Annotated in this window: 24 protein-coding genes and 1 tRNA gene; 8 read left to right on the plus strand and 17 right to left on the minus strand. The window is 73.5% G+C overall.

What is annotated here, in order from left to right; genetic code table 11:
- Positions 1-7: 7 nt before the first annotated feature.
- The 4 genes from eccD to ACYQ0U_RS17950 all read right to left on the minus strand — a co-directional run bounded on the left by eccD (position 8) and on the right by ACYQ0U_RS17950 (position 3,587).
- Positions 8-1,357 carry a type VII secretion integral membrane protein EccD gene (gene eccD / locus ACYQ0U_RS17935; protein ID WP_459975247.1) on the minus strand — a complete coding sequence of 450 codons (1,350 nt, stop codon included), beginning with the start codon at positions 1,355-1,357 and terminating at the stop codon, positions 8-10.
- A 74-nt stretch (positions 1,358-1,431) separates the two neighbouring features.
- Positions 1,432-1,728: a WXG100 family type VII secretion target gene (locus ACYQ0U_RS17940; protein ID WP_459975248.1), complete on the minus strand. Its 297-nt coding sequence runs from the start codon at positions 1,726-1,728 to the stop codon at positions 1,432-1,434.
- A 32-nt stretch (positions 1,729-1,760) separates the two neighbouring features.
- Positions 1,761-2,081, minus strand: a complete 321-nt coding sequence (locus ACYQ0U_RS17945; protein WP_459975249.1) for a WXG100 family type VII secretion target — start codon at positions 2,079-2,081, stop codon at positions 1,761-1,763.
- 126 nt (positions 2,082-2,207) lie between these two features.
- Complete coding sequence (locus ACYQ0U_RS17950) at positions 2,208-3,587, minus strand: ubiquitin family protein (RefSeq protein ID WP_459975250.1); 1,380 nt, start codon at positions 3,585-3,587, stop codon at positions 2,208-2,210.
- Between the two features lie 62 nt (positions 3,588-3,649).
- Between ACYQ0U_RS17950 and eccCa the strand changes: the two genes are divergently transcribed.
- A complete protein-coding gene (gene eccCa / locus ACYQ0U_RS17955; protein ID WP_459975251.1) occupies positions 3,650-7,624 on the plus strand; it encodes a type VII secretion protein EccCa in 3,975 nt (1,324 codons plus the stop codon).
- A gap of 23 nt (positions 7,625-7,647) precedes the next feature.
- Here the strand turns inward: eccCa and ACYQ0U_RS17960 are convergent, their stop codons facing one another.
- Positions 7,648-8,097 carry a nuclear transport factor 2 family protein gene (locus ACYQ0U_RS17960; RefSeq protein ID WP_459975252.1) on the minus strand — a complete coding sequence of 150 codons (450 nt, stop codon included), beginning with the start codon at positions 8,095-8,097 and terminating at the stop codon, positions 7,648-7,650.
- Positions 8,098-8,228: 131 nt separating this feature from the next.
- Between ACYQ0U_RS17960 and ACYQ0U_RS17965 the strand changes: the two genes are divergently transcribed.
- Genes ACYQ0U_RS17965 through ACYQ0U_RS17975 form a run of 3 tightly spaced genes read left to right on the plus strand, consistent with a single transcriptional unit; the run spans position 8,229 to position 9,270 of the window.
- Positions 8,229-8,405: a hypothetical protein gene (locus ACYQ0U_RS17965; protein WP_459975253.1), complete on the plus strand. Its 177-nt coding sequence runs from the start codon at positions 8,229-8,231 to the stop codon at positions 8,403-8,405.
- Between the two features lie 51 nt (positions 8,406-8,456).
- Positions 8,457-8,753, plus strand: coding sequence for a type II toxin-antitoxin system VapB family antitoxin (locus ACYQ0U_RS17970; RefSeq protein WP_459975254.1), 297 nt, complete (start codon positions 8,457-8,459; stop codon positions 8,751-8,753).
- A gap of 10 nt (positions 8,754-8,763) precedes the next feature.
- Positions 8,764-9,270, plus strand: coding sequence for a LytR C-terminal domain-containing protein (locus ACYQ0U_RS17975; protein WP_459975255.1), 507 nt, complete (start codon positions 8,764-8,766; stop codon positions 9,268-9,270).
- Between the two features lie 83 nt (positions 9,271-9,353).
- On the opposite strand, the gene ACYQ0U_RS17980 is transcribed toward ACYQ0U_RS17975, so the two are convergent.
- Positions 9,354-10,868 (minus strand): potassium/proton antiporter, encoded by a 1,515-nt coding sequence (locus ACYQ0U_RS17980; RefSeq protein WP_459975256.1) that lies wholly within the window; start codon positions 10,866-10,868, stop codon positions 9,354-9,356.
- Between the two features lie 107 nt (positions 10,869-10,975).
- Between ACYQ0U_RS17980 and ACYQ0U_RS17985 the strand changes: the two genes are divergently transcribed.
- The 3 genes from ACYQ0U_RS17985 to ACYQ0U_RS17995 are packed head-to-tail and all read left to right on the plus strand — an operon-like array spanning position 10,976 to position 14,693.
- Positions 10,976-13,198 carry an aminotransferase class I/II-fold pyridoxal phosphate-dependent enzyme gene (locus tag ACYQ0U_RS17985; protein ID WP_459975257.1) on the plus strand — a complete coding sequence of 741 codons (2,223 nt, stop codon included), beginning with the start codon at positions 10,976-10,978 and terminating at the stop codon, positions 13,196-13,198.
- A 38-nt stretch (positions 13,199-13,236) separates the two neighbouring features.
- Positions 13,237-13,560, plus strand: a complete 324-nt coding sequence (locus ACYQ0U_RS17990; RefSeq protein WP_459975258.1) for a putative T7SS-secreted protein — start codon at positions 13,237-13,239, stop codon at positions 13,558-13,560.
- Positions 13,557-14,693, plus strand: coding sequence for an alpha/beta hydrolase family protein (locus ACYQ0U_RS17995; RefSeq protein WP_459975259.1), 1,137 nt, complete (start codon positions 13,557-13,559; stop codon positions 14,691-14,693). The genes ACYQ0U_RS17990 and ACYQ0U_RS17995 overlap by 4 nt, the downstream gene beginning before the upstream one ends.
- 108 nt (positions 14,694-14,801) lie before the next feature.
- Here ACYQ0U_RS17995 and ACYQ0U_RS18000 read toward each other — a convergent pair whose 3' ends face one another.
- Together ACYQ0U_RS18000 and ACYQ0U_RS18005 are read right to left on the minus strand one after the other, a co-directional pair.
- Positions 14,802-16,160 (minus strand): vWA domain-containing protein, encoded by a 1,359-nt coding sequence (locus tag ACYQ0U_RS18000; RefSeq protein ID WP_459975260.1) that lies wholly within the window; start codon positions 16,158-16,160, stop codon positions 14,802-14,804.
- A 7-nt stretch (positions 16,161-16,167) separates the two neighbouring features.
- Positions 16,168-17,040, minus strand: a complete 873-nt coding sequence (locus ACYQ0U_RS18005; RefSeq protein WP_459975261.1) for an AAA family ATPase — start codon at positions 17,038-17,040, stop codon at positions 16,168-16,170.
- A gap of 248 nt (positions 17,041-17,288) precedes the next feature.
- On the opposite strand from ACYQ0U_RS18005, the gene ACYQ0U_RS18010 reads away from it, so the two are divergent.
- The gene (locus ACYQ0U_RS18010) at positions 17,289-17,639 is read left to right on the plus strand and encodes a hypothetical protein (protein ID WP_459975262.1); all 351 of its coding nucleotides are present in this window, start codon (positions 17,289-17,291) and stop codon (positions 17,637-17,639) included.
- On the opposite strand, the gene ACYQ0U_RS18015 is transcribed toward ACYQ0U_RS18010, so the two are convergent.
- The 9 genes from ACYQ0U_RS18015 to ACYQ0U_RS18055 all read right to left on the minus strand — a co-directional run bounded on the left by ACYQ0U_RS18015 (position 17,630) and on the right by ACYQ0U_RS18055 (position 23,936).
- On the minus strand, positions 17,630-18,397 hold the full coding sequence (locus ACYQ0U_RS18015; protein ID WP_459975263.1) for a crotonase/enoyl-CoA hydratase family protein: 768 nt from the start codon (positions 18,395-18,397) through the stop codon (positions 17,630-17,632). The genes ACYQ0U_RS18010 and ACYQ0U_RS18015 overlap by 10 nt on opposite strands.
- Positions 18,394-18,924, minus strand: coding sequence for a gamma carbonic anhydrase family protein (locus tag ACYQ0U_RS18020; RefSeq protein WP_459975264.1), 531 nt, complete (start codon positions 18,922-18,924; stop codon positions 18,394-18,396). Before ACYQ0U_RS18020 ends, ACYQ0U_RS18015 begins: the two co-directional genes overlap by 4 nt.
- Positions 18,925-18,979: 55 nt before the next feature.
- Positions 18,980-19,177 carry a hypothetical protein gene (locus tag ACYQ0U_RS18025; protein ID WP_459975265.1) on the minus strand — a complete coding sequence of 66 codons (198 nt, stop codon included), beginning with the start codon at positions 19,175-19,177 and terminating at the stop codon, positions 18,980-18,982.
- Positions 19,178-19,208: 31 nt separating this feature from the next.
- The gene (locus tag ACYQ0U_RS18030) at positions 19,209-19,379 is read right to left on the minus strand and encodes a hypothetical protein (protein WP_459975266.1); all 171 of its coding nucleotides are present in this window, start codon (positions 19,377-19,379) and stop codon (positions 19,209-19,211) included.
- Positions 19,380-19,451: 72 nt separating this feature from the next.
- Positions 19,452-19,541 (minus strand) — tRNA-Ser (locus tag ACYQ0U_RS18035).
- A gap of 132 nt (positions 19,542-19,673) precedes the next feature.
- Positions 19,674-20,270, minus strand: coding sequence for a LutC/YkgG family protein (locus ACYQ0U_RS18040; RefSeq protein ID WP_459975267.1), 597 nt, complete (start codon positions 20,268-20,270; stop codon positions 19,674-19,676).
- Positions 20,267-21,712: a lactate utilization protein B gene (locus ACYQ0U_RS18045; protein ID WP_459975268.1), complete on the minus strand. Its 1,446-nt coding sequence runs from the start codon at positions 21,710-21,712 to the stop codon at positions 20,267-20,269. Before ACYQ0U_RS18045 ends, ACYQ0U_RS18040 begins: the two co-directional genes overlap by 4 nt.
- Positions 21,709-22,449 (minus strand): (Fe-S)-binding protein, encoded by a 741-nt coding sequence (locus ACYQ0U_RS18050; RefSeq protein ID WP_459975269.1) that lies wholly within the window; start codon positions 22,447-22,449, stop codon positions 21,709-21,711. The genes ACYQ0U_RS18045 and ACYQ0U_RS18050 overlap by 4 nt, the downstream gene beginning before the upstream one ends.
- A gap of 8 nt (positions 22,450-22,457) precedes the next feature.
- A complete protein-coding gene (locus ACYQ0U_RS18055) occupies positions 22,458-23,936 on the minus strand; it encodes a rhamnulokinase (protein ID WP_459975270.1) in 1,479 nt (492 codons plus the stop codon).

Genomic DNA, 23,936 nt, shown 5'->3' on the forward strand with positions numbered 1-23,936 from the left:
CGGCCCCTCAGCCCCGGATCGCCGAGAAGACGCCGACGGCGACGACGAGCAGCGGCAGCAGGGCGACCAGCGTGACGCTCTCGGCGACGTCCCCGAGCCGACCGCGCCGCACGGACGGTGCGGTCGGCAGCATGCTGACGGCGAGCACCACCGCGCCGGCACCGGCCAGCACGACGGCGACCGTCGGCCGCCAGTCCGGGTGCAGCCAGAGGGCGGCGACGCCGAAGGAGACGAGCCCGACGATCCCGGAGACCAGGCCCACGAGGACCTCGCTGCGGGTGCGGTACTGCCGCGTCCGGAGTATCACCACGACACTGCAGAAGACGGCGATGAGGGTGCCGGCCAGGCCGAGCGACACGGCGAGGGGCGCGATCAGGACCAGCAGCAGGCCGACGGTGGCCGACACCGCCACCAGGATCTCGTGGGCGACGCGGGCGTCCGCGGCCACGCGCTCGGGGTCGATCGGCCGGGGCTCGGCCGTGATGTCGGCGGTGCTGTAGAGCTGGTCGACCGACGTCCCCGTGAGGCCGAGGGCCAGCCACGGGAAGACGCTGCCCGCGACGACCACCAGCACCAGGGCGATCGTCAGCACGACCGCCGGGTCGAACTCCGCGGCCTGCATGACCAGCCCGGTGGCGAGGAAGATGCCGCCGACCACGACCGGCGGGATGACCAGGGCCCGGCCCTCGCCCAGGCCGAGCAGGCAGACCAGGCCGACGAGCATCGCGGCGCCGCCCGCGGCGGCCACCGGCCGGCCGAAGAAGGGGTCGTCGGTGACGAGCATCAGACCGGCGACGGCGGCGTACAGGGAGGCCATCCAGGCGACGGCCACCGCGGCCTCGCTGTCGCGCTGGGCCCGGGAGAGCACGATCGCGCCGGTGGCGAGCGCGGCGGCGACCACGGCCGCCGCGACCCCGGCCAGCAGCGACCCGCGCTGGATGAGGAGGGCGACGGCGCCGAGCGCCATCAGCAGGCCCGCGGCCCAGAGCGCGGTCCGCCGCCCGGCGCCGGGCGCCCACGGCTCGAGGTCCTCCTCGACGACGTCGGACATGGCCTCGACCACGTCGTCGTAGACCCGGGGCGGGCGCTCGTCGACGCCAGCGGTGACGGTGATCAGGCCGCCGTCCTCGACGCCCTGGATGATCAGGCCGGCGTCGGTGGAGAGCTCACGGCCCTCGGCCGTGACCAGGCGGTAGCCGCCGTAGACGGTCGCCGGGTCGAGCAGGCCGACGCTGCGGGCGAGCTCCGGCACCAGCTCGGCGACGGGGACCGCTCCGGGGAGGACCAGGTCGACGCGGCGCGTGCCGGACGCGACCGTGACCCGCACCAGTCCGGACTGCACGGGTGCCTGGCTCATGTCCCTCCCCCTTCAGCGAGGCTTGCAAAGGGGCCGGCGCGGCGCGCCGACCCCTGTGCTGTGTGCTGCGTGCGTCAGATGTCGAACGACGCGGCGCCGCGCTGGTCGGCGGCCATGTACTCCTGGTTCGACTGGGTGACCGTCGTGCTCGTGTCGGCGAGCAGGGTCTTCATGTCCTGCATGGCCGCGTCCCACTTGGTCTTGGCGGCCTGGTAGGCCTGCTGGGCGTTACCGGTCCAGTCGCTGCGCAGCGGGGCGAGCTCCGACTCCAGCCGGTTGAGGCGGTCGTCGATCTGCTGCACGGCGCGGCTCAGGTCCTGCGCCGCGGTGTCGAGGCCCGCGTGGTTGACGCGAAGTCCACCAGTGCTCATCTCTGTCACTCCTTCGTCCCGAGTGGGTGACGTCAGCCGAGCCGGCCGGCGACGCGGTTGTAGTTGGACGACTGCGTGTCGTCGGTGCTCATGTTGTCGCGCTCGGTCGAGGTCAGCGACGCCTCGAACTCGTTGAGCGCGTTCGTGATGATCGTCTGCTTGTCGGTCCAGGCCTGGTGCAGCGCGAAGAACGCCGAGCCACCAGCGCCGGTCCACCGGCCCTGCAGGCCGGAGATCTGTCCGGACAGGCTCTTGCTGAGCGAGTCGAAGTCTGCCTTGGCGTCGGCCACCAGGCCGGCTGCACGGGTGAGGGTGCCCTCACCCTGTCCCATCTCCGGTGCGCCCTGCGACATGTCGCCTTCCTTCCCCCGTGGCGGCCCGTCGCCGCTCGAGAACTCTCGTCTTCATCTGGCGATCCGGTGGAGAAGTCCTCCCGAGCCGGACAGTGGGCGATTACCCGGGGCCTGGACCGATAAACCTCAAGAACTGAGTTCCCACAGGCTCGCGATCTCCCAGATCTGGCGGAACCATCCGGTCGCCACGAGCAGCGAGGCCAGCGCGAACGCCCCGCACAGCCCCTCGGCCACCTCGGCCCGCCGCGACCACCACGCGGAGCGCCACCCGAGGCCGACGGCCACCGCCACCACGACCAGCAGGACGGCGACGGCCACGGGTCCGAGCACCAGCCACCAGGTCACGGTGGACGACGCCTCGGCGAGCAGCACGACGGCCAGGGGGATCCAGCACAGGAGGCCCGCGGCGCGCAGCAGCACCCGGGCCGCGACGTGGCGATGGCTGCGGCCCACGAGCAGCAGTGCTCCGCCGGCGAAGAAGACGGTCAGCCGCGCGCCGACCCGGTCGATCGGCAGCGTGGCGGTCGCGAGCAGCATCGGCGCGGCGAGGCCGGCCACGAGCAGCACGGCGGCGGTCGCGGCCGCGACCAGCCGGGCGCCCCGGTCGGCGACCAGCGCGACCGCGTCGCGGCGGATGATCGACCGGCCACGCTTGCCCGGTGTCGCGGTGCGCGCGGACCAGGCCGTGACGGCGAGGCGCTCGAGGTCGAGGAGGTACTGGTCGGGCACGTCGACCGCGAGCCCGGGCACGAACCGGGCGGCCAGCACCGCGGCGACCAGCAGGACCGCCCACGCCACGCGGGGCGGCGTGCCGAGGAGGGCGAGGAGACCGGTCGCGACGAAGAGCCCGGTGCCGGCGATGATCCAGACCCGCAGGGCCTCCTCGGCCCGCACGTCGAGGGCGCGACCGACGGCCGCCACCAGGGCGGCGGCCAGGCCGCAGGCGCCGAGCACGACGGGGAGGCGGGCGGGGTGCGGGTCCCACAGCAGCGGGAACGCGGCGGCCGCGCCGAAGGCGGGAGCCGTCGCGAGACGGTACGACGCGTGGCGGCCCACCGGCAGCACGCCGACCACCGCGGCCACCGCGAGCAGGGCGACGGCCGCGGCGCGCAGGTCGGGCGCGGACGCGGCGCACCACGCGGCGAGGGCGGCGAGGGCCGCCGCCCCGGCGAACCAGAGGCCGGTCAGCCCGGTGGTCGGGTCGGGCCCGTCGTCGGCGGGCACGGCGCGACGGCTCGAGCGGCGCGCGGCCGGCGGCGGCCCGCCGGCGGTGGCGACGAGGACGTCGCCCGTCGCGACGCCGGCCCGCAGCAGCGGGACGTCGGCCGGGACGGGCGTGCCGATCGCCGTGCGCAGGTCCGGCGGGGTCGCCAGACCCACCTGGCCGGCGTACTCCTCGGCCACGTCGCCGGCCGCGGCGCCCGCGGGCACGACGAGGTCCAGGACACCCGCGGGCCCGTGCACGGTCACCGCGAGCAGGTGCGGGTGCGCGAGGGTGTCGATCACGCCGTCACCGTGCCCCCATTCGAGAGGCGTCAACCACGCCTGTCGGGGGTAGAGGTGGCAGCGTGAGTACGACGCTGCGGGGGACCCGGCTCGACGCGCCCGAGCTGCCCACCGGCCAGATCGTGCTGCAGCCGCCGCCGCAGCTCGAGCAGTCCGAGGGCGCGAGCGGCGTGCTGATGAACGCCATCCCGATGCTCGGCAGCCTCGGGTCGATCGTGCTGGTCGCGACCATGAGTCGCACGACGGGCGCCCGCGGGTTCGTCGCCGCCGGCATGTTCCTCTTCGCCACGATCGGCTTCATCGTCGTCCAGCTCGACCGGCAGCGGAAGCAGCGCACGCAGCAGGTCACCGGCTCCCGCACGGAGTACCTCCGCTACCTCGGCGGGGTGCGCAAGGTGGCCCGCGCGGCCGCCGACCAGCAGCGTCGCGCGCTCACCTGGCACCACCCCGACCCCGCCTCGCTCCCGGCGCTCGCGGAGGAGCGGTCCCGCGTGTGGGAGCACGGCCCGTCGGACCCGAACTTCCTGCACGTCCGCTACGGCCTCTGCGCGCAGCCGCTCTCGCTGGAGCTGGTGCCGCCGGAGAGCACGCCCATCGACCAGGTCGACCCGGCCGCGGCCTCGGCGCTGCATCGACTGCTGGTCGTCCACCGGCTCCAGCCGGACCTGCCGGCCTCGATCGACCTCCGGGCCTTCGACCGGGTCGAGGTGTGCGGCGGCGAGGCGCCCGCCCGCGCGCTGGCCCGCTCGCTGATCTGCTCGGCGGCCGCGTTCCACTCCCCCGAGCACCTGCAGATCGCCGTCCTGTGCTCGGAGCAGCACCTGGCCCACTGGGACTGGGTGAAGTGGCTCCCGCACGCCCAGAGCACCCACCAGTCCGACGCGGTCGGGCCGATGCGGATGGTGTCCACGTCGCTGGCCGACCTGGCCAACCTGCTGCCGCCCGACCTCAGCGACCGGCCACGGTTCGGCGCCGACGAGCGGCCCGCCACCCCGCACCTGCTGCTGGTGATCGACGGTGGCGAGCTTCCGCCCGGCAACCACGTCGTACCGCCCGATGGCCTGCACGGCGTCACCCTGCTCGACCTCCCCGCGCGGTGGGACGAGCTCGAGGACGCCACGCGACTGCGGATCCAGCTCGACGGCGAGGTCGGCTCGGACGGCCGTCCGGTGATGCAGGCGCTGCGGCTGCGCGAGGAGCCGGTCCGGGCGCGGGCCGACCAGTGCGCGCTGGCCGTCGCGGAGGCGTTCGCGCGCCGGCTGGCGCCCCTGCACACCACCGCCGCCGGGGTGGTGGAGCAGGGCGGCGAGATCGCCGGCCCCACCGACTTCATGGAGCTGCTCGCGCTCGGCGACGTGCACACCTTCGACCCCGCCACCGCCTGGGTGCCGCGACCGGCGCGAGACCGGCTGCGCGTGCCGATCGGGTTGGGAGAGGGGGGCTCGCTGGTCCACCTCGACATCAAGGAGAGCGCCCAGCAGGGCATGGGACCGCACGGCCTGGTCATCGGCGCGACCGGCTCCGGCAAGTCGGAGTTCCTGCGCACGCTCGTGCTCGGCCTGGCGATGACGCACTCCCCCGAGCAGCTGAACATGGTGCTCGTCGACTTCAAGGGTGGCGCGACCTTCGCCGGCATGTCCGAGATGCCGCACGTCTCGGCCGTCATCACCAACCTCGCCCAGGAGCTCACGCTCGTCGACCGCATGCAGGACGCCCTGTCCGGCGAGATGGTGCGCCGCCAGGAGCTGCTCCGCGACGCGGGCAACTTCGCCTCGATCCGCGACTACGAGAAGGCCCGCGTCGCCGGCGAGGACCTCGCGCCGATGCCGTCGCTGTTCATCGTGGTCGACGAGTTCTCCGAGATGCTCTCCGCGAAGCCCGAGTTCATCGACCTCTTCGTCGCGATCGGCCGCCTCGGCCGCTCCCTCGGCCTGCACCTGCTGCTCGCCTCGCAGCGCCTGGAGGAGGGCCGGCTCCGCGGGCTGGAGTCGCACCTCTCCTACCGGGTCGGCCTCCGCACGTTCAGCGCGAGCGAGTCCCGCGCCGTGCTCGGCGTCCCGGACGCCTACGAGCTGCCCGCCGATCCCGGCCTCGGCTACCTCAAGCCCGACCCCACGACGATGCTGCGGTTCAAGGCGGCGTACGTCTCCGGGCCGCCGGCCGCGACCCGGACCCGGGTACGCCGCGACGAGGGCGGCCACCTCCAGGGCATCCTGCCGTTCACGATCTCGGAGGTGCAGAAGCTCGAGGTGGCCGAGCCCGAGCCGGAGCCCGTGGTCGTCGAGCAGCCCGGCGAGCAGGAGTCGCTGCTCGACCTCAGCGTGCAGCGGATGCTCGGCCACGGACCTGCCGCGCACCAGGTCTGGCTGCCGCCGCTCGACGTGCCCGACACGCTCGACGCGCTCATGCCCGACCTCAACGAGCACCCCGACCTGGGCCTGGTCTCGCCGCACTGGCGCGGTGTGGGCGGGCTGGTCGTCCCGCTCGGCACCGTCGACCGGCCGCGCGAGCAGCGCCGCGAGACGATGACGATCGACCTCAGCGGCTCCGGCGGCCACGTCGCCGTCGTCGGTGGCCCCCGCAGCGGCAAGAGCACGCTGCTGCGCACGATCGTCGCGAGCATGTCGCTGACGACCACGCCGCACGAGTCGCAGTTCTACGTGCTCGACTTCGGCGGCGGCACGTTCGCGCCGTTCAGCGAGCTGCCCCACGTCGCCGGCGTCGGCACCCGGTCCGAGCCCGACGTCGTGCGCCGGATCGTCGCCGAGGTGCAGACGCTCGTCGACCGGCGGGAGGGCTACTTCCGCGAGCAGGGCATCGACTCCATCGAGACCTACCGGTCGCGCCGGCGGACCGGTGCCGCCGACGACGGGTACGGCGACGTCTTCCTCGTCGTCGACGGGTGGAGCACGGTCCGGGCGGACTTCGACGACCTGGAGTTCGAGCTCCAGCAGCTCGCCACCCGCGGGCTCACCTTCGGCCTGCACCTCGTGGTGGGTGCGGCCCGGTGGGCGGACTTCCGGGCCGCGATGCGCGACCTCTTCGGCACTCGCCTCGAGCTCCGGCTCGGCGACCCCATGGACTCCGAGATCGACCGCAAGGTGGCGGCGCTGGTGCCCGCCGGCCGGCCCGGTCGCGGGCTGGTGCAGGGCAAGCTGCACATGCTGACCGCGCTGCCGCGGATCGACGGCACCCCCGACTCCGAGGGGCTCGGCGACGGCGTCGAGCACCTCATCAAGCGGGTCTCGACGGCGTGGACCGGCCCGACCGGCCCGAAGCTGCGCCTGCTGCCGGAGCGGATCGACGTCGGGGAGGTGCGCACGATGGCACCGGCGGAGGACCGCCGACTGCTGCTGGCCGTGAACGAGCGTGAGCTCGCGGCGGTCGGGCTCGACGTGGACGCCGAGCCGCACCTCCTCCTGTTCGGCGACGGGCAGTCCGGCAAGAGCGCCACGCTGCGCACCTACGCCCACGAGGTGATGCGCACCCGGTCGCCGAAGGAGGCGCAGCTCGTGGTGGTCGACTACCGCCGCTCGCTGCTGGGCGAGGTGCCGGACGAGTACCTGCTCAACTACCTCACGTCGGCCGCCCAGGCCACGCCCGCGATCCGCGACCTCGCGTCGTACCTCGAGTCCCGCATCCCGGGCCCGGACGTCACCCCCGAGCAGCTGCGCAACCGGAACTGGTGGACCGGCGCCGAGGTGTTCGTGCTCGTCGACGACTACGACCTGGTCGCCACCCAGCAGAGCTCGCCGGTCGCCGCGCTCCAGCCGCTGCTCGCCCAGGCCCGCGACGTCGGCCTGCACGTGGTCGTCGCCCGCCGCTCGGGCGGCGCGTCCCGGTCGCTCTACGAGCCGGTCATCCAGTCGCTGCGCGACCTCGCGATGCCCGGCCTGCTGCTCTCCGGCAGCCCGGACGAGGGCCCGCTGCTCGGCAACCAGAAGCCGCAGCCGGCGCCTCCGGGCCGCGGCCGCCTGGTCACCCGCGACCGTGGGGTCGAGGTCGTCCAGCTGGCGTGGAGCGAGCCGACGCTGTAAGCCGCGCCCGAGCCGGCGCCCGGTCAGAGGTGGGTGTGCTCGCCGGGACCCGTGATCTTCGTGCCCGGCAGGTCGGCCAGGTCGTAGGTGATCTCGAAGGTACGGCGGTAGCCGGTGTGCGCGACGCGCCAGCCCTCCGGCGTACGCACGTAGCGGTCGTCGTAGAACGCGGCGCCCTCGAGCATGAACTTCGAGGCCGGGACGATGACCTTGTCCTGGAGGTACCAGCGGGCCGTCGCGGTGTCGCCCTCGACCGTGATCTCGGGGTGGTGCACCTGATGGAGGGTGAGGAGGCCCTCGCCGAGGTTCTCCTTCATGTAGCCGACCAGCGCGGCCCGGTCGGCGAAGACCAGGCCGTCGTAGTCGCCGGTGGCGTCCGGGACGAAGCAGCCTTCGAACTCGTCCCAGCTCTTGGTGTCGAGGGTGCGCACGTAGCGGTACTTCAGCTGGCTGATCGCGGTCAGGTCGTCCACGGAAGTAGAACGTATTCCAGTTCTGCGGCGAGGTCACCTATTCCGGACATGCGTTGACGCGTTCGTAACGCACGGTCAACCTGCCCGCCACACCGGTTCGGCACGCTGGAGACCTAAGTCAGGAGGACGACATGGACCACCGCACCACCACCGCCGCCACCGCCACGGACCAGCTCCTCGAGCGCCGTGCCGCGCTCCGGGTCAAGCACACCCAGGCGCTCACCTCGCTCATGGAGGAGCGGGCCGACCTCAAGGGCGTCCACGCCCTCGCGGACTACTTCGACGAGGCCGTCCGCTGGTCCGCATGACCACCCGCCGAGGGTGAGCCCGAGGCTGGGCCGCGCGGTTATAGTCGCCGCGTGATCTTCAAGCGCGTCGGCGAGGGGAGGCCGTACCCCGACCACGGGCTGTCGTCCCGGGGCTGGGCCGGCGTGCCCCCGCGCCAGGTGCGCCTCGACCAGCTGGTCACGACCAAGGACACGCTCCAGCTCGCCGCGCTGCTCGACGAGGACTCGACGTTCTACGGCGACCTCTTCGCCCACGTCGTCGAGTGGGAGGGCGAGCTCTTCCTCGAGGACGGCCTGCACCGGGCACTGCGGGCGGCCCTCCAGCAGCGCCACGTGCTCCACGCGCGCGTCCACTCCGTGCAGGCATGAGGGCGGGCTGATGGGCCAGGGCGCGCGGACCGCGATCACCATCTCCGTGCTCGGCCTGATGCTCGTCGTCGCCGCGGTCTGGGGCTGGAGCGCCGCCACCGATCCGCTCCCCCAGAAGGTCGACACCGCGATCTGCGTCGACCGCGCGGTCCCCGCGGGCGACAAGGTCTTCCCGCAGGACGTCACCGTCAGCGTTTACAACGCCGGCACCCGCGAGGGCCTCGCCGGGCGCGTGATGCAGGAGCTCACCGACGCCGGGTTCCACGAGGGCAACAGCGGCAACGCCGCCCCGACGGTCCGCGTGCCGGTCGTGCAGGTCTGGACCCTCGAGCCGAGGAACCCCGACGTGCTGCTGGTGGCGAGCCGACTCGGGGCCGACGTCGACATCCAGCGCCGCGAGCCGGTCGGCTTCGGCGTGACCGTGGTCGTCGGGGACGGGTTCGCCGAGGTCCGGGACGGCCGCAAGGCCGTGGTCGCCCGCGCCGACGCGACGATCTGCAGCCCGCCGTTCAACTGACCTAGGGCGCGTCTCCCGAGTCTCGGCCGCCGCGAGCGTGCGCGATGGGCGGCGCGCAGCAGGCCATGGACGTGGGAGACGACCTAGGTGGTACGCCGGCGGGCGGACGCACCGAGCCACTGGGCCAGGCGCCCGTGCTCGCTGACCTGGCGCAGCCGCTCCTCGGTCTGCTCGCGCAGCTTGCGCGGCGCGACCACGAGCAGGTCGTCGCCGTGACGCAGCACGGTCCGCCGCTCGGGCACGATCGTCTGCTCGTCGCGGATGACCATCGCCACCGAGGCGCCGCGGGGCAGCCGCAGCTCGCCGACCTCGACACCGTGCATCTTCGAGACCGGGCTGATCGTGACCTGGAGCAGGTCGGCCGCGATCCGCTCCAGCGGGGCCGCCTCGACCTCGAGCCCGCGGGGCTCGGACCGCCGCGCCACCTTGAGCACGCGGGCGACCGTCGGCAGCGTCGGCCCGGTCAGCAGCGTGTAGACCACGACCATCACGAACACGATGTCGAAGAGCTTCTCGGCGCCGTCGACGCCCTCGGCCAGCGGGATGGTCGTCAGGACGATCGGGACCGCGCCGCGCAGCCCGGCCCACGAGATGAAGCCGAGCTCGCGCCAGGGCATGGGTTGGACCACCGAGCTGATCAGGACCGAGATCGGCCGCGCCACCAGCGTGAGGACCAGGCCGGCCGCGATCGCCAGGCCGACGGCCTCCAGCGTGATCCGGTCCGGCGAGAGCAGCAGGCCGAGCATGACGAAGAGCCCGATCTGGGCCAGCCACGCGACGCCCTCGGCGAACGAGCGGGTGGCCGCGCGGTGGGGCAGCTCCATGTTGCCGAGCACCAGCGCACCGACGTACACCGCGGCGAAGCCGGACGCGTGCACGAAGGCCGCGCTGCCGTAGGCGAGGAAGGCGAGGGTCAGGACGGCGAGCGGGTAGAGGCCGGACGACGGCAGCGCCGCGCGTCGCATCACCCAGGCGCCGCCGTAGCCGACGGCGACGCCGATCAGGGTGCCGGCGACGAGCTCGTAGGCGACGATCGCCGCCACGGCCGGGATGCCGTGCTCGGCGGTCGCGCCGGTCGACACCAGCGTCACGAGGACCACGGTCGGGGCGTCGTTCAGGCCGGACTCGGCCTCGAGCGCACCGCTGAGCCGCCGGGGCAGCGGCACCACGCGGAGCACGGAGAACACCGCGGCCGCGTCGGTGGGCGAGGTCACCGCGCCGAGGAGCACCGCGAGCTCCCAGGGGAGCCCGAGCAGGTAGTGCGAGGCGACCGCGACGATCGCCACCGAGGTCGCCACGCCGATCGTCGCGAGTGAGGCGCCGAGCCGGATCGAGGACCGCATCTCCCGCCAGCTGGTGGTGAGACCGCCCTCGGCCAGGATCACCGCGAGGGCGGCGAAGCCCAGCGAGTGCGCGACCTCGGCGTTCTCGAAGTGGATGCCGAGCCCGGCCTCGCCGAGCGCGACGCCCATGAGCAGGTAGAGCAGCAGGCTGGGCAGGCCGGCGCGGGACGAGACCCGGACGGCGAGGATCGCCAGCAGCGTGACGGCGGCGCCCACGAGCACGAACGTGTCGAGCTGGTGGACGTTGAACGACACGGGTCACCTCGGCGATCGTCGGGGCGGCGGAGTCGAAGTCTATCGGCGCGAGGCGGCCCCACGACGGTGGTCTCGCCCGCAACTGGAACTTGTTCTAGATTTGCCGCATGCGCTCCATCGGCACCGCGGTCCCCGGCCTCCTCCCGGCCTCCGCGCTCCCCGGGGACGCCGAGCGGTACGACGTCGTCGTGGCCGACTTCGGCATCGCGGGCGGATGCGCGGCCCTCGAGGCCGCCCGGGCGGGCGCGCGGGTGTTGCTGCTGGAGCGGGCCGCGGTCCACGGGGGCACCTCGTCGATGTCCGGCGGCCACTTCTACCTCGGCGGCGGCACCGCGGTGCAGCGGGCGACCGGCTGGGAGGACTCGGCCGACGAGATGTACGCCTACCTCGTCGCGGTCTCCAAGGAGCCCGAGCACGACAAGATCCGCGCGTACTGCGACGGCTCGGTCGAGCACTTCGACTGGCTGGAGGCGCTGGGCTTCGAGTTCGAGCGGTCGTACTACCCCGAGAAGGCCGTGATCCAGCCCGGCACGAAGGGCCTGATGTTCACCGGCAACGAGAAGCTCTGGCCGTACCGGCAGCAGGCGGTGCCGGCCCCGCGCGGGCACAAGGTGCCGGTGCCGGGCGACACGGAGGGCACCCGGATGGTGATGGACCTCCTCCGCGCGCGCGTCGAGGAGGCCGGGGTCGAGGTCCGCTACGAGACGGGCGCGACCCAGCTCGTCGCCGCCGAGGACGGCGCGGTGGTCGGGCTCGCGTGGAGGTCGTTCGACCGGACGGGGGTCGTCGCCGCGGCCGCCGTCGTGATCGCGGCCGGGGGCTTCGTGATGAACCCCGACATGGTGGCGGCGTACACGCCCGCGCTGGCGGAGAAGCCGTTCACGCTGGGGTCGACGTACGACGACGGCCTGGGCATCCGCCTCGGCGCCTCGGCCGGCGCCGAGGCCCTGCGCCCCGACGGCTCCGCGATCCCTGGCCTCTACGCCGCCGGCGCCTGTGCGTCGAACCTGGCCCAGGACGGCAAGGGCTACTGCTCCGGCACCCAGCTCGGCGAGGGGTCGTTCTTCGGGCGGCGGGCGGGGCGGCACGCGGCTCGTGTGGGGATACCCCACAGCCCACCTAGAGTGCACACCATGACCGACCGCTTCGAGGTGGCCAGCCGCGCGAACGTGCCCCCGTTCCACGTGATGGACCTGCTCGCGGCGGCCACCACCCGGCAGCGGACGCACGGGGACGTGCTCAACCTGCTCGCCGGCCAGCCGATGACCGGGGCGCCGGCGCCCGTGCGCGAGGAGGCGAAGCGGCTGCTCGACGGCACCGACCCGCTCGGCTACACCCCAGCCGCCGGGATCCTGGAGCTCCGGGAAGCCATCGCCGGCCACCACAAGCGCGCCCACGGCATCGACGTGCACCCCGACGAGGTCGTGGTGACGACCGGCAGCAGCGGCGGGTTCCTGCTGGCCTTCTTGGCGGCGTTCGAGGTCGACGACCGCGTGGCGATGGCCCGCCCGGGCTACCCCTGCTACCGCAACGTCCTGGCCGCGCTGGGCTGCGAGGTCGTCGAGATCCCGACCGGCCCCGAGACCCGCTTCCAGCCGACCGTCGAGCAGGTCGCGGCGCTGCAGCGATCCGGGAGCGGCATCAAGGGCCTCGTCGTCGCCAGCCCCGCCAACCCGACCGGCACGATGATGCTGCCCGGCGAGCTGGCCGCGCTGGCGGCGTACTGCGAGGCCGAGAAGATCCAGCTGATCAGCGACGAGATCTACCACGGCATCGAGTACGCGCCCCTCCTCGACGGTGGCACGCACCTGGCCCGCAGCGCCTGGGAGACCAGCCGCGAGGCCGTCGTGTTCTCCTCCTTCTCCAAGTACTTCTCGATGACCGGCTGGCGGATCGGCTGGATGCTGGTGCCGGACCGACTGCGCCGCGCCACCGACGTGCTCACCGGCAACTTCACGATCTGCCCGCCGGTGCTCGCGCAGTGGGCGAGCGTGGCGGCGTTCAGCGACGCGTCGTACGAGGAGCTCGACGGCCACGTGCGGCGGTACGCCGCCAACCGGGCGCTGCTGCTCGACGGGCTGCCGCGGCTCGGCATCACCGAGCTGGCGCCGGCCGACGGCGCGTTCTACGTGTACGCCGACGTGGGCCACCTGACCGACGACACGATGGCGTTCTGCCACGAGACGCTGGCGCGCACCGGGGTCGCGATGGCGCCCGGGATCGACTTCGACACCGTCGACGGCGGGCGGTTCGTCCGGATGAGCTTCGCGGGCCCGGGTGCAGTGATCGAGGAGGCCCTCACGCGGCTCTCCACAGCGCTCGACCGCTGAGGTTTCTCCACAGCGACGGCCCGGTGACGCTTCCGGGCATGTACGCAGACACCACGACCATCCGCGCGCTGGCCCGGCGGCTGCGCGAGCGCGCCGACGAGATCCGGGACCTGGCCGCCGCCCTGACCACGCGCGCCGATGCCGTGCCGTGGACCGGGCTCGCCGCCGACGCGATGCGCGCCCACACCGGGGTCCGAGTGGGCGGGCTGCTGCGCACGGCCGGGCTCCACGACGACGCCGCCGAGGCGCTCGAGCGCCACGCCCGCGAGGTCGACCGACTCCAGGAGCTCCTCCGCGACGCGAAGGACCTCGCCGAGGGCGCGGTCGACGGACTCAAGGAGCTGAAGGGACTGCTGACATGAGCATCACCGACGTCACCGGCGGCAGCGAGGGCCTCGCGGCGGCGTACGACGCCGTCCGCGGCCTGGCCGACGCCTTCGACCTCGCCGGCAGCGAGCTGCGCGACTGGGCGGGCCTGGGCGTCCGCACGATGACCGACCCCGACCTCGCGGCCTCGGCCGTGCTGGCGCCGCTGACCTTCGGACTCGCGGAGGCCGCGGTGCTCGCCGCGACCACGGGCCCGGACGGCGTGCTCGCCGGGTCGGCCCGCTGGGAGACCGACGCGGTGCTGGTGCGGGGCGCCGTCGACGGGCTGGAGGTCAGCGACCGGACGGTCGAGTCATGGCTGCGGATCGGCCTCTCGGTGCCCGTCAACGCGGCGTGGCTGGCCAGCCGGTACGGCCCCGACGGCCCGCCGCGGGTCGAGGCCCGGCCGCCCGTGCCGTCGACCCCGCCGACCGACGTCGAGGGGCTGGTGCGGCACCTCCAGGGCGTCGCGGCGCTGTCGCCCGATCCCGACTCGGCCGACAACGGGACCATCGAGGTGCAGACGATCGGCGACCACCACGTCGTCTACCTGCCCGGCACCGACGACATGACGACCCTGCCGTGGACGCAGGACGACGACGTCCGCGACATGGCGACGAACCTCCTGCTCAGCGCCGGGCTGCCGAACGCCTACCAGCAGGGCATCCTCGACGCGATGCACCAGGCCGGCATCGGCCCCGACGACCCGGTGCTGCTCGTCGGGCACTCGCAGGGCGGCATGGAGGCGGCCGCGATCCTCGGCCAGGGCAGCGACTTCAACGTCACGCACGTGGTGACCGCGGGATCGCCGACCGCCCAGGTCGCGGCGTTCCCCGAAGGCAGCCATGTCCTCTCGCTCGAGCACGAGGGCGACGTCGTCCCCGAGCTCGACTTCGCGCCGAACCCCGACTCGGTCGAGCAGGTGACGGTCACCTTCGACGGCACGGCCGGGCCGCACGGCATCGAGGGCGAGCACGCCTACGAGCACTACGTCGCGGGGGCCGCGCTGGTCGACGCATCGGCCGATCCGGGCGTCCGCGAGCAGCTGGCGAGCCTGCACGCGGCCGGGTTCCTCGGGTCCGGTGCGGCCGCCACCAGCCAGGTCTTCCAGATCTCCCGACCGAACTGAAACCTCGTGTTGAGTTGGGCAGGAATCACCCATGAGGTGGGCCTTGCTCCCACCGGGTGGGGATTTCGGCCCAACTCGAGAGTGACCAGGGCCCAACTCAACGTCGGGTCAGAGGATGTCGTGCACGAACTCACCGAGCTGGGTCAGGTTGCGGCACTCCACCATCGGCACGACCGCGCCGTACGTGGTGGCTGCGGAGTCGCCCGTGTCCCAGTGCCGGCGATGCTCGGGGTTGAGCCACCAGGAGTGGCGCGCCGAGCCGGCGAGCCGCTTCAGCACGTCGACGTGCAGGTCGGCGTAGTTGGAGCGCGCGTCGCCGAGGATCAGCAGGGACGAGCGGGGACCGAGCGCGTCGGCGTACGACTCCTCGAACTTCGACAGCGCCCGACCGTAGTTGGTGCGGCCCCACAGCGCCGCGTGCGCGGTGCTCGCGGCCAGGCCGGCCAGCACGTCACCCGGGTCGGCGCCCGGCGTGAAGTGGTCGGTGACCTCATGGACGTGGTCGATGAACGTGAACGCCCTGACCTTGGCGAACTGCTCGCGGAGCGCGTAGACGAGCAACAGGGTGAACTGCGCGAAGTTCGCGACCGACCCGCTGACGTCGCAGAGCACGACCAGCTCGGTGCGGTGCGGGCGCTTGGGGCGGTGGTGCGTGACGAGGGGTACGCCGCCGGTGGAGACGGACGCGCGGACCGTGCGGCGGAAGTCCAGCGGCCCGCGCCGCTTGGCGTGGTGCTCCTGGGTCAGCCGCGTGGCGAGCCGGCGGGCCAGCGGGTAGATCTCGCGTCGCATCTGCTCGAGGTCCGCCTTGCGCGCGGACGTGAACTCGATCCGGTCGACCGACGGGCGGATGGCGACGTTCGCGACGTGCTCGGGCCCCTTCTCCTCGGCGATCCGCCGGCGGGCGTCCGCCTCGACCTGCCCGGTGAAGGCGCCGATCCGCCGGCGGGCCTCGACGCGCGCGTCCTCGAGGGGGCCGTAGCCCAGCAGGGCCTGGGCGATCCGGTCGACGAGCTCCTGCGGCGACACCCGCTGGAGCGCCGTGTAGGCGGACCACGACGAGAGGCCGGGACCGCGGCCCGGCATGGCCCCGAAGCGGGCGACCATCTCCGCGGCCAGGTCGAGCAGCGCCTGCTCGTCGCCGTCGCCCAGGGCGTCGACGAGTTGGTCGCGGAAGTCCTGCAGGGCTTGGGCGTTGTCGGTCTCCGGCTCCCGCCCTTCCGCGGCGACGCCGTCGCCGACCATCCGCGGGAAGTAGACGTCGAACAGCGCGTCGAAGGTCGGCCGCTGGGTCTGCCTCTTGACCAGGGTGGCGGCGTACCCGGCCCGGACGTGGCCGCGGCGGTCCCAGTCCAGCGCGCCGAGCGCGGCGACGGCATCGAGGTCCTCGGCGAGCGACACCGCGAGCCCGGCGGCGCGGAGCGCCTCCAGGAACGCGATGTGCCGGTCGACCAACCCGCTGCTCATCAGGTGCTCATCCGGCGAGCTTCAGCTCCCGCACGGCCTTCTCGTGGTCGGACGCGTGCTTGAGGATGACCCCGAGCGTGTCGTTGACGGCCTTCGGGTCGAGGTCGCGGATCTCCAGCGCCACCAAGGTCCTGGCCCAGTCGACGGACTCGGCGATCGACGGCGCCTTCTTCAGCTCGAGCTCGCGCAGCCGGTGCACGACGTCGACCAGGGTGCGCGCGACGCGGTCCTCGAGGTCGGGCACCTGGCTGATGACGATCTCCCGCTCGCGCGCGGCGTCGGGATAGTCGAGGTGGAGGTAGAGGCAGCGCCGCTTCACGGCCTCCGACAGCTCGCGCGTGGCGTTCGAGGTGAGGACGACGAACGGGCGGCGTACCGCTGCGACGGTGCCGAGCTCGGGGATCGTGACCTGGAAGTCCGAGAGCACCTCCAGCAGGAGGCCCTCGACCTCGACGTCGGTCTTGTCGACCTCGTCGACGAGCAGGACCGTCGGCTGGTCGCGCCGGATCGCGGTCAGCAGCGGCCGGGTGAGCAGGAACTCCTCGGTGAAGATGTCGTCGTGGGTCTGCTCCCACGACTGGTCGCCGGTGGCCTGGATCCGCAGCAGCTGCTTCTTGTAGTTCCACTCGTAGAGCGCCCGCGCCTCGTCGAGGCCCTCGTAGCACTGGAGCCGCACGAGCTCCGCGCCCGTCACCCGCGCGACGGCCTTGGCCAGCTCGGTCTTGCCGACGCCGGCCGGGCCCTCGACGAGGAGCGGCTTCTCGAGGGCGCCGGCGAGGTACGCCGTGGTCGCGGTCGACGCGTCGGCGAGGTAGCCCTGCTCGGCGAGGCGGGCCGCGGCGTCGTCCGGCGAGGCGAACCAGGAAGTGGGCTGGGGCATCCCCCCATCTTCACCTACGGGAGTGTCCGGTTGTCCGGCGCCGTCGCGAGCGGACTTCCGCGCCGCATCTGGCAAGGCGGAGGTGCGAAGGCGGGCCGGAGGCCCGTCGAGTCGCCGACAACGCCGCCAGATCGGATGCGGAAGCCCGCGCAGCAGGCGCCCGGACGACCAGGCACTCCCATAGGTGCGTCACCTCGCGGGCACTCCGGTCGTTGGTGCCTGCAGTGGACCCGTTATCAGGAGGACCCATGCCGCGTCGGCTCCCGCGATCTGCGCGCCTCGCCCTCGCGACCGTCAAGCTCGGGGTGGCCGGGTCGATCGTCGTCGCCGGGCTGGCCTCGCAGTCCGCCGTCTCCTCCGGGCCGGGCTACGCCGGCTACCCGGTGGACGACACCCCGTCCCCGGAGAGCCGGATCCTCGAGAAGCACGACTGCTCGGTCAGCGGCTTCGCCGACGCGACGCCGCTATCGGCGGTGGTCCGCACCGCCCGCGGGCAGCTGCGGCACGTCTCGTTCGACGTCGGCTGGGAGGTCTACTCCCGCCACGGCGCCGCGCAGCTGGTCGCCGTCTGCCTGGACCACGCGCCGGCTCAGCCCTGAGCCGGCCGACCGTGCCGACCCTCGCCGGCGGCGAACCGCTGGGCGCCCTCGACGGCACCGGCGGCCAGGGAGATCCGGCCGTGGCGCAGCTCGTTGGCGAGCGCCTCGTCCTCGGTGAGGCCCTCCTGCTCCAGCAGCGAGAGCCGGTCCTGGCGCAGGCACTCCTGCGGCAGCTCGGCGAGCTGGTGGGCGAGCACCTCCGCCTCGACCCGCGCCTGGCCGACCGGCACGACGCGGTTCACCAGGCCCATCCGCTCGGCCTCCCACGCGTCGACCGGCCGGCCGGTGAGGATCAGGTCCATGGCCCGGCTCGCGCCGATCAGCCGCGGCAGCCGGACGGTGCCGCCGTCGATCAGCGGCACGCCCCACCGGCGGCAGAACACACCGAGCACCGCGTCGCCGGCGGCGACCCGCAGGTCGCACCAGAGGGCGAGCTCGAGACCACCCGCGACGGCGTACCCCTCGATCGCGGCGATCACCGGCTTCGACAGCCGCATCCGGGTCGGCCCCATCGGCCCGTCCCCGTCGTCGTCGACGGCGTTGCCGCGCTCGGTGCCGAGCGCCTTGAGGTCGGCACCGGAGCAGAACGTGCCGCCGTCGCCGTAGAGCACGGCGACCCGCTGGCTGTCGTCCGCGTCGAACGCGCGGAAGGCGTCGGCGAGCGCCGCCGCCGTCGGGTCGTCGACCGCGTTGCGCGCGTCGGGCCGGTCGATCACCACCGTGGTGACCGGGCCGTCGACGAGCGTCCGCACGCTCACGGCTGCACCTCGGTCACGCCGGCGGCGTGGCGGCGCGCGAGCTCCTGGTAGTACGGCGGGTTCTGCTCGACCCAGAGCTCCGACGAGGTGCCCGCGATGGGCTTCGTCGGCTTCGCCGGGGTGCCCGCGACGACCATGCCCCCCGGCAGCTGCGTGCCGGGCGTGACGACCGACCCTGCGGCGACCAGCGTGCGCGGACCGACGACCGCGTGGTCGAGGAGCGTCGACCCGTTGCCGATCAGCGCCTGCTCGCCGACCTCGTCGCAGTGGACGACGCAGCCGTGCCCGACCGTCGAGCTCCTGCCGACCACCAGCGTCGCGCCGGGACCCGCGTGGAGGACGGAGTTGTCCTGCACGTTGGCGCCCTCGCGTACGACGATCGTGCAGATGTCGGCACGCAGCACGGCGCCGTACCAGACGGAAGCGCCGGCCTCGACGGTCACGTCGCCGATCAGCGTCGCGGTCGGGGCGACGAAGGCGTCGGGATGGACGGACGGGCGCTTGCCCTCGAACTCGAACAACGGCATGGCGCCATTGTCCTCAGCGCACCGGGATCACCATCGGGCGGTGCCGGTCACGGACTCATCGCAGCCGGTGAACGATCGTCGCGACGAACCCGAGCGCCACGAGCGCGGCCAACGCCGCCGCTGGTCCTTCGGCGTCGAAGACGGCGGCGAGAACGAACAGCGCCACCACGGGCAGCGCCCAGACCAGGACGGCGACGAGGATCGCCGACATGATGTCGAGGGTCTGCTCGTCGCGCTCCTCCTGGGTCCGCACCCTCCGATGATGCGCCCGGCGGCGCTCGCTGTCAGGGGTTCTGCTTCTGCTCGAAGTTCGGCGCGTGCGGCCCGCTGTCGGGAGAGCCCTGCTTCGGGTCGTACTCCCCGGCGGCCGCGGGACCGTCGGTCGTGTCCGAGGGCTCCTCCGCCTCGGCCTCGTCGTCGAGCTTGCCGAGGTGCTTGGGCTGGTACTCGCTCATGTTCGCGGCGGTACCCGGTCGGGTGGCGGCGAAACGACGAACGCCCCGGAGCAGGGATCCGGGGCGTTCGGTTGGCGGTGGCGGTGGGATTTGAACCCACGGTGGGTTTGACCCCACACAACATTTCGAGTGTTGCACCTTCGGCCGCTCGGACACGCCACCGCGGAGGAATGTACCGGAGCGGGTGGGACCGGACGAAATCCGGTGCCGCTGAGTGGGCTCGCGCTCACCTCGGGGCAGGGGCGAGGTCGACGGTTCCCTGCCAGGACCGACCGGCGCGGATGCAACGCGGAGTTACACGATGATCACGTGCAGCGTGCGGGGGCCGTGCACGCCCTCGACCCGGTCGAGCTCGATGTCGCTGGTGGCCGAGGGGCCGCTGATCCACGTGAGCGGCTGCGCGGGGTCGAGCAGCGGGACCGCGTCCGGCACGTCCGGGACCACCTGGTCGGCGCGGACGATGCACACGTGCAGGTCGGGCACGAGCGAGATCGCCCGGCGACCCTGGCCCGGTCCGTGGTCGAGCACGATCGTGCCGGTCTCGGCGATGCCGATCCGCGCCTCGGTGACCACCGCGTCGAACCCGTCGAGCTCGGCCGCGGAGAAGACCCTGCCGTCCGCACCGTCCAGCACGCCGCCGGGCACCTCGACCGACAGCCCGGCCGGTACGACGACGCGCGCGCCCTCGGGAAGGGCGGCCGCGACCCGGCCCGCGAGGTCGGCGGGGGCGCACCGCTCGACCACGGCCTTGTAGTCCTCCACCCGCTCGGCGAAGTGCGCCACGACGTCGGCCAGCGGCGCGATGCGCGGGGAGGCCGGCACCGTGCCCGCCGGTGCCGCGCCGTCCAGGGCGGCCCGCACCCGGCGCAGGATGTCGTTGCGCGCGCTCATGAGCGACCGCCGTTCGTCCGCTTCCACCAGGCCCGGAAGGACTCCGTGGGAGCCGGGGGCAGGTCGCGCGCCGACGTCCACTTCCGCGCGCCCACCCGGCGGGCGACGCGGAGGCCGAGTCCGGTGAACCGCTCGCCGAGCCCGAGCTTGCGGGAGTCCGAGAGCGCGACGGCCGCACCCTTGAAGGCGAGCGACTCCACCGACGGGCGACCCCGGTGCGCGTCGACGACCTGGGCGCGCTGCTCGACCAGCACGGTGGGGATGTCGATGCGCACCGGGCACGCCTCGAAGCAGGCGCCGCACAGCGAGGACGCGTACGGCAGCGAGTCGGTCTGCGGGTCGGAGCCGACGCCCTTGAGCAGCGGGTTGAGGATCGCGCCGATCGGACCGGGGTAGACCGAGCCGTAGGCGTGGCCACCGACCCGCTCGTAGACCGGGCAGACGTTGAGGCAGGCCGAGCAGCGGATGCACCGCAGCGCCTGCCGCCCGACCTCGTCCGCGAGGGCCCGCGTGCGGCCGTTGTCGAGCAGGACTACGTGCACCTCCTGCGGCCCGTCGCCGGGCGTGACGCCGCTCCACATCGAGGTGTAGGGGTTCATCCGCTCGCCGGTCGAGGAGCGAGGCAGCAGGCGCAGCAGGGGATCCAGCCCCTCCCACATCGGCACGACCTTCTCGATCCCGACGACGGAGACCAGCACCTCGGGCAGCGTCAGGCACATCCGGCCGTTGCCCTCGGACTCGACCACGACCAGCGTGCCGGTCTCGGCGACGGCGAAGTTCGCCCCCGACACGCCGACCTTGGCCCGCAGGAACTTCTCGCGCAGGTGGGCGCGGGCGGCGGCCGCCAGCACCGCCGGCTCGTCGGTGAGGTCGTCGGGCGCGGGTCGGCCGACCGCGGCCATCTTGGCGAGGAAGATCTCGCGGATCTCCGCGCGGTTGCGATGGATCGCCGGCACCAGGATGTGCGACGGCAGGTCCTCGCCGAGCTGCACGATCAGCTCCGCGAGGTCGGTCTCCCAGGCCGCGATCCCCTCGCCCTCGAGGGCGCCGTTGAGGTCGATCTCCTGGGTCACCATCGACTTGACCTTGACGACCTCGTCGACCTGGTGGGCCTTCGCGATCGACACGACGATCGCGTTGGCCTCCGCGGCGTCGTTCGCCCAGTGCACGGTGGCGCCGTTGGCGGTCAGCGTCTCCTCGAGCCGCTCGAGGTGCTCCCCGAGCGAGAGCAGCGCGGACTCCTTGACACCCGCGCCGGAGAGCCGCAGCGCCTCCCAGGCGGTGCCGTCGGGGGTGGAGGCGTTGACCTCGTCGACGAGTCGCTGCCGCTTGGCGCGGATCGTCGAGGTGGCATGGGCGAGGTTGTGGCGCAGCTGCGAGTTCTCCAGCGCGGTGTGGGCCGCGGTGGGGAACTTCGGCATGCCCACGAAGGTGCCCGTCATCGGTGACCCGCCTCGGTCGCGGCCAGGATCTCCGCCAGGTGCACGGTGCGTACGCCGGAGCGCTGGCGCGAGAGCACCCCGCCGATGTGCGTGAGGCAGGAGTTGTCGCCGGCGACGAGCACCTCGGCGCCGGTGTCGCGGACGTGCCGGGCCTTGTCGGAGCCCATCGCGATCGAGGTGTCGGCGTTCTTCACCGCGAAGGTGCCGCCGAAGCCGCAGCACTCCTCGGCGCCGGGCAGGTCGACGAGCGTCAGGCCGCGGACGTTCTCCAGCAGCTGCCGCGGCCGGTCGCCGACACCCAGCATGCGCAGGCTGTGGCAGGTCGGGTGGTAGGTGACGCGGTGCGGGTAGTACGCGCCCACGTCGGTCACGCCGAGCACGTCGACGAGGAACTCCGAGAGCTCGTACACCCGGGGCGAGGTCTCCTCCACGGCGCTCGCCAGCGACGCGTCACCGGAGCGGCGCGCGACGATCGAGTGCTGGTGCCGGGCGCATCCGGCGCAGGAGCCGGACGGCGTGACCACCACGTCGTACCCCGCGAACGTGTCGACGAAGTTCCGCACCACCGGCACGGCCTCGTCGAGGTAGCCGGTGTTGACCATCGGCTGCGCGCAGCAGGTCTGCGACTCCGGGAACTCGACGTCGACGCCGAGCCGCCGCAGCAGCGCGACGACCGCCTGGCCGGTCCCCGGGTGGAGCGCATCGTTGATGCACGTGACCATCAGGGCGACCCGCATGTCCCCCATCATCCCACCCGGGATGCCGCGGCATCCCAGTCGAGTCCGCAGCGCGGCTCGAAGCGGCGCACCTCGTGGGTGCGGCGGATCAGCGCGCGCATCGCGGCCAGGTCGGGCAGGGCGGCGCTCCCCTGGCTCTGGAACAGCGCACGGGCCTGCACCAGGCCGTTGCCCAGCGCTGCCGCCTCGGCCGGACCCGCCAGCACCGGTACGCCGAGGGCGTCGGCTGTGAGCTGACAGAGCAGCTCGTTCCGCGAGCCCCCGCCGACGACGTGCACGACGTCGACGTCGCGGTGCGCGAGCGTCGCCGCGCGCCGCACGTTGCGCCGGTAGGCCAGCGCCAGGCTGTCGAGGATCGTGCGCGTGACCGCGATCGGCGTGCGCGGGATGGGCTCGCCGGCCTCGCGGGCGAGCTCCTGGATGCGCGCCGGCATGTCGCCGGGCGCGAGCAGCCGAGGGTCGTCGATGTCGACCACCGTCCGCAGCGGGGGCGCGTCGGCCGCGCCGGCCAGGAGCCGGGGCAGCGTCGCGTCGGCCAGCCGGCGGTCGGCCCAGGTGCGCACCGACTCCGAGAGCACCCACAGGCCCATCACGTTCTTGAGGAAGCGGATGGTGCCGTCGACGCCGCCCTCGTTGGTGAAGTTCTCCGTGCGCGCCTCGTCGCTGAGTACCGGCGTCTCGAGCTCGAGGCCGACCAGCGACCAGGTGCCGGAGGAGATGTAGGCGTAGCTCTCCTCGCCCGCCGACGGCACGGCCGGGACGCCGACGACCGCCGAGGCCGTGTCGTGCGAGCCGACCGCGACGACCGGGACACCGGCCACGCCGACGTACTCCCCCACGTCGGGGAGCAGCGGGCCGACGACCGAGCCGGGGTCGCGCAGCGGCGGCAGCACCGCGGCCGGGAGACCCAGCCGCTTCGCCAGGTCCGTCGCCCACTCCCGGGAGCGGACGTCGTAGAGGCCGGTGGTCGAGGCGTTGGTCCGCTCGGCACCCACCTCGCCGGTGAGCCAGTAGGTCAGCAGGTCCGGGAGCAGCAGCATGGTCGCGGCCGCGTCGAGGCCCGTGTCGGCCACCAGCTGGTAGACCGTGTTGAACGGCAGCTCCTGGAGGCCGGTGACGTCGTAGAGCTCGGCGTCGGGCACGACCTCCCGCACCCGCGCGGGTACGCCGTCGGTGCGGCGGTCCCGGTGCGAGTACGGGTTGCCCAGCAGCGTCCCGGACGCGTCGAGGAGGCCGTAGTCGACCGCCCACGAGTCGATGCCGATACCGTGCAATTGCCCGGTTCGGGCGACCTCGCGCACGCCGGCCAGCACCTCGCGGTGGATGCCGAGCACGTCCCAGAACAGCGAGCCGCGCACGGGCACGGCGCCGTTCGGGAAGCGGTGCAGCTCCTCGAGGTGCAGCGTCCGCGCGCCGACCCGGCAGGCCATCACCCGACCGCTGGTCGCCCCGAGGTCGACGGCCGCGACGCGGACGGGCTCAGACAT

Source organism: Nocardioides pyridinolyticus (genome assembly GCF_054653575.1).